Consider the following 13,713-nt stretch of genomic DNA (forward strand, 5'->3'; position numbering starts at 1 on the left):
CGCTTTATTATTCTGTCGGGCTACGGATGGCCCAAAACTCCATATCCAGCCCCGGGAACTCCCCTGCAAGGTGCAGGGCGAATGCGCCGGACTTATCCATCTCGTGCCACAGCTCGCTGCCCTTCTCCAGCTCGAAGTAGCTGTAGCCGGCATGCCACGGGATCTGCGGCGGCGCGACCGGCATGGCGCGCAGCATAATGCCCGGCAGCTGCAGCTGAACCAGATCGCGAATTTTCGAGACCGGGGCAATTTTCATCTGCGCCGGGAAGTGGGTTTGCAGGTGTTCGCCCGGCACGTTGGCTTTCACCGCCAGCACGAAGCCAAATTCCCGCACCATGCTGGTTTCAGGAACGGTGGCGATGTTCAGGCCATGCGAGCGCTCGTTAAGCGGCAGCTGAATGGCGTGGTCTTCCATCACCAGCGACAGCCCCTGACGCAGCATCAGCATCAGCTTGCTGAAGCAGTTCGCCAGATCGTCGTGATCGTAGATCGGCAGCACGCTCTCGGTGGTGCGCTGCGACGTCCAGGTCGTGAGCTCGGTGGCAAACGGCAGCCAGCTGCGCCAGAGCGTTTCCGGGTGCAGCAGCGGCAGCGTTTTTAAATGTGAAACCTCGCCCAGATGACGGTTCACGAGCGAAAGCAGCGTAAATTCAATCAGTTCAGAGGTGTTAAAGCGGCCAGGCTGACGCAGGCGGCCGCCAATCTGCTGGCTGCGCTGCACCAGCAAACCGTGCAGATCGTTGATCATGCTGTAGATCTGCGGGCTGTTATTGGCGTTCAGCATCGGCGGGATGTAGCTGTTATCCAGCCGCACGTGGTTGTCGTTGCGTTTTTCAGTCACAAACGCCACGCCGATGGATGTCCATTCTGCCGTGAGGTCTTTTTCCAGCATCAGCGTCAGGCGCAGGCGGCCAAACTGGACGGTGGCATCCCCCACCGACATGGCGTTATCGTCCTCCACCTCCTGCTCAAACGCGACGAAGCGGGCCAGTGAGGCAGGCTCTTCGCTGAAAATCACCTCTTCCCGCTCGCCACGACGAACCGGCAGCGCGAGCACCACCTTTTCGTTGGTGAGATTGTCAGGAATTTTTAGCGGCGCGGGACCATTGCGTCCGTTGCGGACCTGGAAAAAGGTGCCGTCCGGCAGTAACCCGCTGCAGTAGCTCAGGGCAATACAGCCCTGGCGAAGCATCGCTTCGTCCAGTTCTACGTCGAGAAAGCCCCAGAGATAGGAACGCTGCAGCGCACCCCACTCACGAACATGGTTGAGCAGATAACTTTCAGTCCGCTGAAAATGGTGTGGACGCAGGAACATGCCTTCGGTCCAGACGACCTTTTCTGCTTTGGTCATGATGATGTGTTTCCTGTTGTGAAGCGCGTTACTGGCTGATGACCCGAATGCCGTTTACGTCGAGAAAAACGTTGGCCTGGAGTTCATCCGCGGACCATTTCCAGAACTGGTAGATATGATTTTCGCCTGGCACAGGCAGCGGGAGTGAAACGCGCCATTTTTTACCGTCCAGCTTCTGATATTCCGCCATCACGCCGATATAACGCGCCTCAGGATCGCTCTGACCGCTGAGGGTTTTGGACAGCTGTCCCGGCATCAGGAAGAAAACGTCGCTGTTCAGCAGATTCGCGCCAAGCGTTGCTGACGCGTTGTTCTGCAGGGAATAGAAGTCGCTGGACATGAAATCCGCATCGGATTTCAACAACAGCACCCGGACTTTAAGTGGCGCAGAATCATTGATTTGTGGATGAGCCTGAAACTGCAGATTGTAGCGGGAAGGGTCGCTGTGTGAAGACGACGTACAACCACTGACAAGGGCGAAAATCGCCGCGTAAAAGACTAACCACAGCCGATGAAACTTTTTATTATTCATAAAAATACGCCCACGAAAGCCGTTTAGTTCAGGATCCAGGTACCGTTAGCGCTGTCTTTGCAGGCTTTGCTGTTGCCATCCACATCGACGCAGGTCGCTTTTTTACGCACCTTAGGACGAATGGCCTGTTTGCGGACGGTGGCTTCGTACTGGTCGGCTTTGATAACGGCACGCATCGGGACGTAGCCAATCAGCTGGTCGTTCCCCTCATCGGCGAGCGCCATCCAGTAGTGTTCAACCTGCCCCAGCACTACATAGGTTTTTCCGGTTTCCAGCGTACGGATAACCTTTCCGCCAAAATCAGGACGGCTCATCAGGGAGGCCGGGTACATGGCACGATAAGGCTCATTGAGCTGGGTGAATTCCGTTGGCGGCACCACGGCGTGACGGTGGGTCAGGGTGACACCGTTGACCTGGCTGGTCACGATCGTGTCGTCGGTGATTGCCGGTTTCTGTGGCGCTTTACAGCCCGCCACCGCCATTACAAACAGAAGTGAAAACAGTACGCGCATTTTCATATGCTTTTCCGTAGCGATATTTTGATGATGGAGATAAGGGGATGAAATTTGACTTAGGTGCTATTGTTAAAATAGTCAGGATAATTTCGGGGTGTTACTAATTTAAAGGCATAGCTACCGCACGAGCCCTTCAGAATAAGGCCCAGCGTCTTCCTGACATATTTTGACAAACGGTAAACAAGTTTACATGAGCTTTGCTTCAATTCAATATTTACCGCAGCGTAAGTGGTGGTAATTGAAGCAGCCAAAACATTATAGGAATAATCTGATAAAAAAACCCGACATGGCCTGGAGCTACTTATTTCAACACCTGCTAATGATATAACACACTGTTATTAAAGCACAAAATTCAAAAGAGAACGGATTTCATTAACGCAATAACGCTATTATCGCCACTACCATAATTAGTAGAAATGTCGTTTTGGTGATATCAGATGAAGATATCGACGATGAATTATTTGTTGCACTAACAGGGTATGTTTAATATTGCCGCATCACCTGACGACACCATCGCTATTTAACTTATTGACTGCCCCTTTAATTTCACGACTCAAAATAACTTATATTTCATATTGTGATAATAACCCTGTAAGTGATTATACATTTCCATTAATCATTAAGCCTGAGTAAACCTTCTCGTCACTATTTCGAATACCGATGTTGCTACAGCGCCTGTCATCCGCCATGTTTCCACTTTTGAGCGACCGTCTCTTTCATTCGAAATTTTACCTGCGCTACATGCTTTCCCTCTCGACGCTATCTATCCTGCCTACCGGATGATAGATACAATTTATTATTAAAATGATAAAATTTCGTTATAATTTCTTTAAATAGTTGCATGCCAACATTTTTAACTCATTGTTATAAAGATAATTACAGGCAAGAGCCGTAACTCGACCGCGTGGATTTCCATCTCCGCCAGTCATTGCTTTTGCTTATTACCCAGCCGTTGCGCGACCAAACACGTCAGGAGTCAGTATGAACACGAAAAGACGCTCAGTTCCCGGTATCAGACACTACGATGGTCCTGCCGGCGGCTGGGGCGCGTTGAAGGCGACGGCCATTGCAGTACGTACCCAAATGGATACCCTGGACGCTCCCGCGACGCTGCTGCGTACCAACCAGCCGGACGGTTTTGACTGCCCCGGCTGCGCGTGGCCCGATAAAGAGCACAAGTCGACATTCCAGTTCTGCGAGAACGGCGCGAAAGCGGTAACCTGGGAAGCGACCAGTAAGCGCGTGACGCCCGATTTTCTGGCGGAAAACAGCGTCTCCTCGCTGCTGGCAAAATCGGACTTTGAGCTGGAAGGTTACGGTCGTCTGACGCATCCCCTGCGCTATGACCGGGCCAGCGATACCTTCCGGCCCGTCGACTGGGACGAGGCGTTTCAACGCATCGGGGAAATATTGCGCGGGCTCGAACCGGACCAGGTCGAGTTCTATACTTCCGGGCGCGCCTCCAACGAAGCGGCGTATCTGTTCCAGCTGTTCGCCCGCGAGTACGGCACCAATAATTTCCCGGACTGCTCGAATATGTGTCACGAGGCCACCAGCGTCGGCTTGCCGCGCTCCATCGGAATTGGGAAAGGCACTGTCTCGCTGGACGATTTCGACAAGACTGAGCTGGTGATCTCCATCGGTCACAACCCCGGCACCAACCATCCGCGAATGATGGGTACCCTGCACGAGCTGGCGCGTCGCAATGTGCCGATTATCGTTTTCAACCCGCTGCGCGAACGCGCCCTCGAACGTTTTGCCGACCCGCAAAGCGTGATTGAAATGGCAACCTATAGCTCTACGGACATCGCCTCGACCTACTTCCAGGTGAAGGCCGGGGGCGATGCCGCCGCGCTGAAAGGCATTGCTAAACACCTTCTGGAGATGGAGGCCGAACGCGGTGACGTGCTTGACCGCGCGTTTATTGCAGAACACACCCGGGGTATTGAAGATTTTGCCGCCGATATCGCGCAGACCCGCTGGGACGACATTGAGCGCGAGTCGGGGCTCAGCCAGGCGGCGCTCAAAAAGGTGGCCGAGGCCTATGCCAAATCAAACGCCACCATCATTACTTACGGAATGGGGATTACCCAGCACAATAAAGGCACGGCGAACGTCCGCCTGATTGCTGACCTGCTGCTTCTGCGCGGGAACATCGGCAAGCCCGGCGCGGGGATCTGCCCCCTGCGCGGCCACTCTAACGTTCAGGGGAACCGGACCGTCGGGATTAGCGAGAAGCCTGCCCCGGCCTTCCTGAACCGCCTGAAAGAAGTGTTTGGCTTTGAGCCCCCTTCCCGTCACGGACACGATGCGGTGCAGGCGACGCAGGCCATGATCGACGGTCGCGCAAAAGCGCTCATTTGCCTCGGCGGTAACTTTGCCGTCGCGATGCCCGACCACGAGAACGGTTTCCCGGCGATGGGTAACCTGGATCTGAGCGTGCACGTCGGGACCAAGCTGAACCGTACCCATCTGCTGGTGGGCAAAGAGACCTTTATTTTCCCGTGCCTCGGCCGCACGGAGCTGGATATGCAGGCCACCGGCCGCCAGTCCATCACCGTCGAAGACTCTATGTCGATGGTGCATGCTTCCTCCGGCAAGCTGAAACCCGCCTCGCCGTTGCTCCGTTCGGAGCCTGCCATCGTCGCTGGCCTCGCAAAGGCTACCCTGCCGGAAACACGCGTGGACTGGCTGACGCTGGTCGAGGATTACGACCGCATCCGCGATTTGATCGAGCAGACCATTCCGGGCTTTGAGAACTACAATGCGCGGATCCGTGTTCCCGGCGGCTTCCGCATGCCGCTGCCTCCGACACAGCGTATCTGGCCCACCGCAACGGGCAAAGCGATGTTCTCGGTATTCGACGGCGTACAGGAAAACGCCAGCGGTGAAGGCGAGCATGTGCTGCGCCTGATCACGCTGCGCAGCCACGATCAGTACAACACCACCATTTACGCCCTAGACGATCGCTACCGTGGCGTATTTGGCCGCCGCGACGTGCTGTTTATGAACGAAGAAGATATGGCGCAGTCAGGGCTGGAACACGGCGATCGCGTGGATATCGAAACCGCCCTCCCCGGCAGCGCGCAGCGGCTGGAAGATATTACGGTGGTGGCGTACAACATCGCCCCGGGCTCCGTCGGCGCGTATTACCCGGAGGCCAACGTGCTGGTGCCGCTCGATTATCTCGATAAGGACAGCGGTACGCCGTCGTATAAATCGGTTCCGGTTCGCATTACCCTGCGCTCGAAAGAGATCCGCATGCTGTAAGGCTTTACGCGCAGAGAAGAGTGATGGACATAAAACAGTTAAAATATTTACTCGCGCTCGACGAGACCCGCCACTTTGGTAAAGCGGCATTGCGGTGCAACATCACCCAGCCGACCCTCTCCATGCGCATCCGCAGCCTGGAAGAGGAGCTGGGGCTGGTGCTGATCGTGCGCGGGCAGCGCTTTGAAGGGTTTACGCCGGAGGGAGAGCGCATTCTCGCATGGGCGCGCGCGCTTCTTGCCGCACACGACGGATTGCAGGCGGAAGCCGCGCTGTGTAAAGGCCAGGTAGTGGGAGAATTACGTCTGGGGATGGTGCCGCTGGCGAGCGTGGATCCGATGATCTTTATCCGCCTGCTGACGCAAAAGTACCCGGAGCTGACCTACAGCCTCTATTCTATGTCTTCGGCGCAGATTGCCGACGGCGTCAACCGCAATCAGCTTGAGCTGGGGATTTGCTACCTGAACAGCATCGACACCAGCCTGTTTGACATTATTCAGCTTCCCAAAACGAAGATGGGGCTGCTCCACGACACCCGTCATTTCCAGCTTACCCCGGAGACGCTGACCTGGCACGACCTGACGGATTTTCCGCTGGGGTTCCTGACCAAAGGGATGCACTACCGGGCGCATATGGAGGCCAGCTTTAAAGCTGCTGGCATCGAACCGACGGCCGTTTTTGAGAGCGACTCCACGTTCCAGATCATTCAGGCAGTTCAGAGCGGCGTATGCTGCGCCGTGATGCCGCTGAATAACGGGCTGGAAGCCCTGAACGGCACTTTCAGGATTATCCCCATCGCCGACGCGAACATTGAGGCTCCCATCGGCCTGATTATGCGCAGGCAGAAACCCGTCTCTTCGCTGGCGCTGCGCTGTTTTACCGACGCGCAGGCGATTTATCACGCGGACAAGGAGGCGTAAGCCTGCCGCGACACCACGCTAAAACCGCCGATCAGCACTGCGGCGCAGACCTCCCGGTATTCCGGCGCACTCACCAGCTCGCGCAGCGCATCGCGAATGGCGCTGAGCGTTTCGGGGGACGTGCGTCGCGACGTGATTAATGGCAGCCCTGGCGTCAGCGGCGTTCGATCGAACGCCGCCAGCCCCGCAAGCCGTTCCGGCTCATGACGCTCCAGCAGCGCCCAGGTCACGCAGTCGATGGCGGCGATATCGCTCTTCCCGCGCTGCACGTCAATCAGCGACTGACGGTGGCTACCGCTGAAGGACGTTTGTGAAAAAAATGGTCCGTCAACAATCAGGGGAGCCACCTTTTTTCGCAGCGCGTTATAGCCGGACTGCGAGTCTTCCGAATTACAAACCGCCCGACGTCCGCGAAAATCCGCCAGCGTGAGATGCCTTTCCTCCGCGCGCGCTACCAGAAAACTGCGGTACTGGAATCCTTCGCAGCCCGCGGCGGTGTAGTGAAAACAGCCCACCACCTGTACCTCCGGGAGCTGCGTCACCAGCGGGTAGCCGCATGTCTGGCTGAGGATAAGCTCAGGCTGCTGCCAGTGGGCCAGCAGGTCAGACTCCGGCCAGCCGGGAGCACCACCGACGGGCACGCCACGCGCGGCCAGCAGATGCTGCACCGCCAGCCAGAGCGCGCGGGTATCGCCGCGATCCACGGCGTACATGGGAAACGCCAGCAGGTTACTCATACCTCTCCTCCTGTTGTTTTCCGGGATGGACGGTGACCTCCACTGGCCGGGTCCAGAACTGGCGTAGCCATTCACCGTAGCCCCGTACCACAAAGCCGTGGTTACGCTGCCGGTACGCCTCCCGGTTTTGCCGGTAGATCGTCGGCAACCCGTACCAGGGAACGCCCGGTAAATCGTGGTGAATAGAATGGTAGTTGAGATTCAAAAACAGCACCCGCCAGACTAGCCCGGCCTCGTTAATGACCGAGCGCGCGAGCGGATCGTCCGCCGCCCGATGTTCGTAGAACGAGCGGACCTTGGTCAGCGCCAGCGCCGGATAGCTTACCGCCAGCACAAACCAGACGGGTGAAAAGCCGTGATGCACCATCCACGCGAAAAGTGCCCCCAGCAGCAGAGCATGAACCAGCCACATCGCCATCGCCCGCAGGTGAAAATCACGAAACGCCGCCCCGGCGCTGCCCAGCGTCTGGACGATATCCAGCAGCGGCGCCAGCAGAAGCCGCCCGGCAAAGGTATTCCGGGCCCGGATCAGGCACTTCTGCCACGGGGAAAAGCGCGCCCAGCTCGCCTCGGTGAAATAATACGACTCCGGGTCATCCACCGGATCGGTCAGGCTATCGTGACGGTGATGGGCCAGATGGGAATCCCGGTACAGGCCATACGGATACCAGACCGCCAGAGGGAGCGTGCCGAACAGCTGGTTAAGCCAGGCAAAACGGGTGGGATGCCCGTGGATCAGCTCATGCTGCAGGGACATGTACCAGGCGGTAAACCAGATAAGCAGCAGCGTGGCGGGAAGCAGGCCGAGCGTTTGCCAGAATGTTAGGGCGGAAAACCAGCCGGTATAGATAATGACGATCAGCAGCCACGTAGGGAGTTCACTTCGCCACAGAATCCCAGATGCAAGTCGGTGGATGTGATTGCGCTGCTGCGGATGTAAATAGAGGGTGCTTCGTTTACTCATTCCTTCAGACGCCGTTTCGCCAGAGACAATGCTCTGACGATCGGGGATAACGCCTGAAATGACAAAGAACTTAAATCGCTTTGCTTTGCCGGAAACGCAGGGTCACGCCCGGCTTGACTTATTCTGTAGTAAAGGTACTTTTCAGGACATGAAGAAAATATTAATTATCGTACCTGACGGCGGCATGCTGTTTGAGGCCGCCGGTATCGCCGACATTCTGATGCAGGCCAACCGGCTGCATCCGGAAGGGCTTACCCAGCCCCGCTACCGTATCATCATTGCCACCACGCAGCCCCACCAGGTGATCCACGGCCAGTCTGGCCTGAACCTGCTGGCGGACTATCGTCTGCCGGAGCTGGATCCGCGCGAACCGCTGGACACCATTATCATCACCGGACGCGGGATCAACGAGCAGGAGAGCACGGCGGTGGTGGACTGGCTGCACCTCGCTGCCCCGCACGCCCGGCGAGTCGCCTCCATTTGCGGGGGCGCGATGCTGCTTGCCCAGACCGGCTTGCTGGACGGCCGCCGTGCAACCACCCACTGGCGGCTGCTGGAGACGATGCAAGCCCAGTACCCGGCTATCCACGTCGAAGGCGGCCCGCTGTATATTCAGGATGGCCCCATCTGGACCTCCGGCGGCGTGAGTTCCGGGTTCGATCTGACCCTGGCGCTGGTGGAAGACGACTACGGATTTACCCTCGCCCGCGACGTGGCGCAGGATATGGTGATGTATCTGCGTCGCCCCGGCGGACAACTGCAGTTCAGCCGCTATAGCCTGCAGCAGCCTGGCGCATCGGGGCCTATCAGCGAACTGCAAACCTGGATCCTGCAGAACCTCACCGCCGACCTGTGCGTGGAAAATTTGGCCGAAAAGGTGGCGATGAGCCCGCGCAATTTCACCCGGGTTTTTACCCGCGACGCGGGCGTCTCGCCTGCCCGTTACGTGATGGAAGCGCGCCTGGCCGCCGCCCGACAGTTGCTTGAGCAGACCCATGATCCCCTTGAGCGGGTTGCCGAGCAAAGCGGGTTTGGCACCAGCATTAACCTGCGCCGCGTGTTTGAGAAACAGCTCCACCTCACGCCAGGCGAGTATCGCCAGCGCTTCCACTGCCGCAAGATGGCGTAATCTGATCCTTTTTTGTCGTTTACGCCAACCGGCCCTGCGCCTACAGTGACTCCAGACAACAGAGATAAGGAGTGCACCATGGTTAAGGTCGGTATTAACGGTTTCGGCCGTATCGGACGTAATTTCCTGCGCGCGGCGCTGGGTAACCCGGATCTTCAGATTGTGGCCATTAACGATCTGACGGACAGTAAAACCCTCGCCCACCTGCTGAAACATGATTCCCTTCTGGGCAAACTGCCCGCGCCCGTTGAAGCGGCTGACGGCGCACTGCAGGTGGACGGTCAGCGGATTGTGGTGTTTAGCGAACGCGACCCGGCAAATATTCCGTGGCGCGATGTTGGTGTTGACGTGGTAATTGAGGCCACCGGCTTCTTTACCGATCGGGAAAAAGCGGCGGTGCACGTCACGCAGGGTGGCGCAAAGCGCGTCATCATCTCCGCGCCCGGCAAGAATGATGATCTGACGGTTGTGATGGGAGTGAACCACGATCGCTACGACCCGGCTCAGCACGTGGTCGTCAGTAACGGGAGCTGTACCACTAACGGTCTGGCGCCGGCGGCTCAGGTGCTGCATCAGCAGTTCGGGATCGAGCATGGTCTGATGAACACGACGCACGCCTACACCAACAGCCAGGCGCTGCACGACCAGCCGGAAAAAGATCTGCGCGGCGCGCGCGCGGCGGCGCTGTCGATTGTGCCTTACTCCAGCGGCGCGGCGAAAGCGCTGGGCAAAGTGATCCCCTCCCTGGACGGCAAGCTGACCGGGTACTCCCTGCGCGTGCCGGTGCCGGTGGTGTCGATTGTAGATTTAACGGTAACGCTCAGCCGTACCGTAACCGCCGAAGAGGTGAATGAGGCGTTCCGCAACGCGGCCGCCAGCGGGCCTCTGAAAGGGATCCTGGGCTATAGCGATGAACCGCTGGTCTCCAGCGACTACCAGGGCGACCCGCGCTCCTCCATTATCGACGGGCTTTCCACGCTGGTAATTGGCGGGAACATGGTGAAGATCCTGGCGTGGTATGACAACGAGTGGGGCTTCTCTAACCGCCTGGTGGATCTGGCGGTGCTCATGGATAAGAAAGGGCTGTAAGCCTGGAGCCGGGTGGCGCGAACGCTCACCCGGCAAAAAATCATTCCGCTTTCACTTTCACGCCCATCAACACAATCACCATCGCCGTCACCAGCAGGAACCCGCTTCCGGCGAATACGCCGCTGGCACCGTTAAGGTCAAATACCGCCCCGCCCCCGGCCGCACCGGCGCTTATCGCCAGCTGGATTGAGGCCACCAGCAGCCCCCCTGCACTTTCGGCTTCATCCGGAACGGTGGTGGCAAGCCAGGTTGACCAGCCCACCGGAACCAGACCAAACGCAAAGCCCCACAGCGCCACCAGGAAACCGTCCAGCATTGCCAGATGGCCAAACGCCACCATCGTCAGCGCCAGTATGCCCATGGCGAACGGCACCAGCGCCAGCGTCAGGCGTAGATTACGTGCCAGCAGATGTCCGGCAACGGAAGTACCGACAAAGTTCGCCAGCCCAAAGCCCAGCAGGATCAGTGAAATGGTCTCAACGTTCGCCTGCCCCACCGTTTCCAGGAACGGGCGCAGGTAGGTAAAGAAGGCGAAATGGCCGCTGAAGATCAGAATAGTGGCCAGCATGCCGCCGATCATGCCCGGTCGACGCAGCACGCGGAACAGCGTGCTGAGGCTACCGCTGCTCTCGGGCTTCATGGACGGCAGTACCCAGATCTGCCACAGCAGCGCCAGTACGCTCGGCAGTATGCAGAGCACAAAGACGTTGCGCCAGCCGATCAGGCTACCCAGATAGCTCCCCAGCGGGGCAGCAACCACGGTGGCAATCGACACGCTGGAGAAGATCACCGCCAGCGCCTTCGGTACTTTATCCGTCGGAACCAGGCGCATCGTGGTGGCCGTCGACATCGCCCAGAAGCCACCGATGGCGACCCCTAACAGCAGGCGCCCCATCAGCAGGACGTGCAGCGTAGGCGCAAAGGCCACCAGCAGGCTGGAGATGATTTGCAGCACGGAGAAAAACATCAGTACCCAGCGACGGTCGATACTTTTGGTCGCCGGCGTAATCAGAAGCCCGGTGACCAGTGCCACCAGCGCGGTGGCGGTGACGGCCTGCCCGGCCATGCCCTCGCTGACGCCCAGACTCGCGGCCACCGGCGTCAGCAAACTGGCTGGCAGGAACTCAGCCGTTATCAACCCAAACACGCCCAGCCCCAGTGAATAGACGGCCCGCCAGGCGGGTCTGGCAGGCGCCACGGCCTCTCTCACCACGACACATGAATTCATCTGTTGTTCTCCCGTTATAAAAATGTGACAACTGTCGCAAAAGCATAGAGGGTTCACCGTGGACGATCTATGACATATAATCTCCACTTATTGATTATTCGTCCGGAGTTGCGCCATGACCGTTCAGTCCCCCGATTTGATCAGCGAACTCTTACGCGGCATGCGCCTGTCGGGCGTGAAATACCGACGGATTGAAGCCAGCGCGCCGTTTGGCGTGGCGTTCCACCAGGCGCCCGGTAAGGCGCAGTTCCATTTTGTGAGCCACGGTAGCGCCCTGCTGCGTATGGAGAGCGGTGCGACCTTCGAACTGAGCGGCGGCGACGCGCTGTTTATTCCTGGCGGGAATGCCCACGCCCTGCTCTCTGACGCTCAGGCAGCCATTACCCCGGTGAACGCTTTTCCGAGCGAACCTATCTGCGGCTCGGTGTGCGCCATTACCTGCGAGCCCTGTCCGGAGAGCGAGAACACCATCATCTTTAGCGGGTGTATGGATTTTGAGCTCGGCGGGATGCAGCCGCTGATCAAAGCAATGCCGGAAGTGATGATGGTCAGCCGGCTGATGTCCACCTGGCCGGAAATTCATCCGCTACTGGCGGCGATGGAGCGAGAATCCATGACCCGTCAGGCCGGGTTCGCCGGGATCCTTGCCCGGCTGGCTGATGTGGTGGCGGCGTTAATTGTGCGCGGCTGGGTTGAGGGCGGCTGCGGTAAAGCCACCGGCTGGGTGCAGGTTTTACGCGACCCGCGCCTGAGCCGGGCCATTTACGCCATGCACCAGCAGCCTGGCCTGAACTGGAGCGTGGCGGATCTGGCGAAAGAAGCGGGTACCTCACGCTCCGTGTTTGCCGAACGGTTTCTGGCCGCGACGGGGACGACCCCGGCAAAGTATCTCAGCGAACTGAGAATGCGGCTGGCGATTCAGTACATTCGTCACGAAAATCAGCCGATTGAAACGGTCGCCCTGCGGCTGGGTTACGGATCGCTGGCGGCGTTTAGTCGGGCCTTTAAGCGCATCATTGGCCATGCGCCGGGCACGCTGCGGGAAGCCGGCCAGGCCCCGGAAGAGGTCTGACCGGCAGGCTGGCATCAGAAAGAGTATTTAAAGCGCACGCGGCCACCGTAGCGATCGTCGTTTTTCTTATCGCCCGCTTTCGGGGAAGCGTTGACCCAGGACGCATACGCGCCCAGATAGATATTGAAGTTTTTCATCTTCAGGATGTTCGGGATCAGGTACGACGTATGGATGGTATGAATATCGTACTCGCCCTTCGCGTCCAGGTAAGCGGTGTTGAGGTTCATGACCACGCCGTTCTCCGGATCGGTTTTAAGCCCGTCCCAGGTCATAGTAAACCCGTAGCCGTCGCTGTAGAGATCGTCCGACTTTAATTTCCCCGTCGTTCACAGAACCGAAGAAGAATACCGCATCATCGAGATAAAATTTCCCGCCGAGAGGCTGAACGGAAAATCCGGCAGAATTGCCGTTATCCCTTTTTCGATAACCATCAAAACCTCATAAATTACGCCCGTTAATATCCCAGCGTTCTTTATATCCCGGCGCCCGGTCGCTATTAGCGCTTTGCTTAATGGAGGTCAGACTGCCTGTTTTACTGGCGGCATCTATATTAAACGCCACGTCACCATAAAATTTAATATCACCAAACCCTGAAAGCGTCAGCTTTGGCGGTTCGGCTTTGCTCACCGGCTCTTCGGACTGCACAACAACGGCGGGTGCTGCCTGCGCGGCGGCCGCCTGCTGCTGTCTAAGCGCCGGAATAAAATGCACTTATCAGTATTACCGTTTTTTTAATTTCATAAAATTCATCCTGATTATAAAAGTGAATACGCAAATCGGGAGCATCGCCATTTCGACTACATAGCCTTTTGGGTTCTATTATTTTTTTTGTTGCACAACAAATCCTTCCGGACAGGGCGTGCGAAGCGGTAAATTGTCTGGTTCTGCGCAAAATGGGATATTCAA

Annotated in this window: 11 protein-coding genes and 1 pseudogene; 5 read left to right on the forward strand and 7 right to left on the reverse strand. The window is 57.7% G+C overall.

The window, feature by feature from the left end; translation table 11 throughout:
- Window positions 1-7: 7 nt before the first annotated feature.
- The 3 genes from tssK to INF77_RS17280 are packed head-to-tail and all read right to left on the reverse strand — an operon-like array spanning window position 8 to window position 2,401.
- Window positions 8-1,351, reverse strand: coding sequence for a type VI secretion system baseplate subunit TssK (gene tssK / locus INF77_RS17270; protein WP_041909533.1), 1,344 nt, complete (start codon window positions 1,349-1,351; stop codon window positions 8-10).
- A gap of 28 nt (window positions 1,352-1,379) precedes the next feature.
- Window positions 1,380-1,883: a type VI secretion system lipoprotein TssJ gene (tssJ, locus tag INF77_RS17275; RefSeq protein ID WP_028013495.1), complete on the reverse strand. Its 504-nt coding sequence runs from the start codon at window positions 1,881-1,883 to the stop codon at window positions 1,380-1,382.
- 23 nt (window positions 1,884-1,906) lie between these two features.
- Window positions 1,907-2,401: a hypothetical protein gene (locus tag INF77_RS17280; RefSeq protein ID WP_028013496.1), complete on the reverse strand. Its 495-nt coding sequence runs from the start codon at window positions 2,399-2,401 to the stop codon at window positions 1,907-1,909.
- A 978-nt stretch (window positions 2,402-3,379) separates the two neighbouring features.
- On the opposite strand from INF77_RS17280, the gene INF77_RS17285 reads away from it, so the two are divergent.
- Complete coding sequence (locus tag INF77_RS17285; protein ID WP_048960693.1) at window positions 3,380-5,668, forward strand: FdhF/YdeP family oxidoreductase; 2,289 nt, start codon at window positions 3,380-3,382, stop codon at window positions 5,666-5,668.
- Between the two features lie 23 nt (window positions 5,669-5,691).
- A complete protein-coding gene (locus INF77_RS17290) occupies window positions 5,692-6,588 on the forward strand; it encodes a LysR family transcriptional regulator (RefSeq protein WP_136343452.1) in 897 nt (298 codons plus the stop codon).
- Here INF77_RS17290 and INF77_RS17295 read toward each other — a convergent pair.
- Both INF77_RS17295 and INF77_RS17300 read right to left on the reverse strand, forming a co-directional pair.
- On the reverse strand, window positions 6,567-7,325 hold the full coding sequence (locus INF77_RS17295; protein ID WP_136343453.1) for a phosphate/phosphite/phosphonate ABC transporter substrate-binding protein: 759 nt from the start codon (window positions 7,323-7,325) through the stop codon (window positions 6,567-6,569). The genes INF77_RS17290 and INF77_RS17295 overlap by 22 nt on opposite strands.
- Window positions 7,318-8,289, reverse strand: coding sequence for a fatty acid desaturase (locus tag INF77_RS17300; protein WP_136343454.1), 972 nt, complete (start codon window positions 8,287-8,289; stop codon window positions 7,318-7,320). Before INF77_RS17300 ends, INF77_RS17295 begins: the two co-directional genes overlap by 8 nt.
- Window positions 8,290-8,437: 148 nt before the next feature.
- On the opposite strand from INF77_RS17300, the gene INF77_RS17305 reads away from it, so the two are divergent.
- Window positions 8,438-9,418, forward strand: a complete 981-nt coding sequence (locus INF77_RS17305; protein ID WP_028013500.1) for a GlxA family transcriptional regulator — start codon at window positions 8,438-8,440, stop codon at window positions 9,416-9,418.
- Window positions 9,419-9,496: 78 nt separating this feature from the next.
- Entirely contained in the window at window positions 9,497-10,507 is a 1,011-nt protein-coding gene (gene gap, locus INF77_RS17310) for a type I glyceraldehyde-3-phosphate dehydrogenase (RefSeq protein WP_126326989.1), read from the forward strand.
- Window positions 10,508-10,547: 40 nt separating this feature from the next.
- Here gap and INF77_RS17315 read toward each other — a convergent pair whose 3' ends face one another.
- The gene (locus INF77_RS17315) at window positions 10,548-11,735 is read right to left on the reverse strand and encodes an MFS transporter (protein ID WP_193532498.1); all 1,188 of its coding nucleotides are present in this window, start codon (window positions 11,733-11,735) and stop codon (window positions 10,548-10,550) included.
- Between the two features lie 115 nt (window positions 11,736-11,850).
- Between INF77_RS17315 and INF77_RS17320 the strand changes: the two genes are divergently transcribed.
- Window positions 11,851-12,807 (forward strand): AraC family transcriptional regulator, encoded by a 957-nt coding sequence (locus INF77_RS17320; protein WP_028013503.1) that lies wholly within the window; start codon window positions 11,851-11,853, stop codon window positions 12,805-12,807.
- 14 nt (window positions 12,808-12,821) lie between these two features.
- On the opposite strand, the pseudogene INF77_RS17325 reads toward INF77_RS17320, so the two are convergent.
- Window positions 12,822-13,518, reverse strand: a pseudogene (locus INF77_RS17325) (carbohydrate porin).
- Window positions 13,519-13,713 lie beyond the last annotated feature (195 nt).

It is taken from the genome of Enterobacter cloacae complex sp. P1B (genome assembly GCF_014982345.1).
Lineage (GTDB): Bacteria > Pseudomonadota > Gammaproteobacteria > Enterobacterales > Enterobacteriaceae > Enterobacter > Enterobacter bugandensis.

What these genes read in the sequence shown, in the direction of transcription:
- tssK (WP_041909533.1), bottom strand. Translation starts at nt 1,351, where the DNA reads ATGACCAAAGCAGAAAAGGTCGTCTGGACCGAAGGCATGTTCCTGCGT.
- tssJ (WP_028013495.1), bottom strand. Translation starts at nt 1,883, where the DNA reads ATGAATAATAAAAAGTTTCATCGGCTGTGGTTAGTCTTTTACGCGGCG.
- INF77_RS17280 (WP_028013496.1), bottom strand. Translation starts at nt 2,401, where the DNA reads ATGAAAATGCGCGTACTGTTTTCACTTCTGTTTGTAATGGCGGTGGCG.
- INF77_RS17285 (WP_048960693.1), top strand. Translation starts at nt 3,380, where the DNA reads ATGAACACGAAAAGACGCTCAGTTCCCGGTATCAGACACTACGATGGT.
- INF77_RS17290 (WP_136343452.1), top strand. Translation starts at nt 5,692, where the DNA reads ATGGACATAAAACAGTTAAAATATTTACTCGCGCTCGACGAGACCCGC.
- INF77_RS17295 (WP_136343453.1), bottom strand. Translation starts at nt 7,325, where the DNA reads ATGAGTAACCTGCTGGCGTTTCCCATGTACGCCGTGGATCGCGGCGAT.
- INF77_RS17300 (WP_136343454.1), bottom strand. Translation starts at nt 8,289, where the DNA reads ATGAGTAAACGAAGCACCCTCTATTTACATCCGCAGCAGCGCAATCAC.
- INF77_RS17305 (WP_028013500.1), top strand. Translation starts at nt 8,438, where the DNA reads ATGAAGAAAATATTAATTATCGTACCTGACGGCGGCATGCTGTTTGAG.
- gap (WP_126326989.1), top strand. Translation starts at nt 9,497, where the DNA reads ATGGTTAAGGTCGGTATTAACGGTTTCGGCCGTATCGGACGTAATTTC.
- INF77_RS17315 (WP_193532498.1), bottom strand. Translation starts at nt 11,735, where the DNA reads ATGAATTCATGTGTCGTGGTGAGAGAGGCCGTGGCGCCTGCCAGACCC.
- INF77_RS17320 (WP_028013503.1), top strand. Translation starts at nt 11,851, where the DNA reads ATGACCGTTCAGTCCCCCGATTTGATCAGCGAACTCTTACGCGGCATG.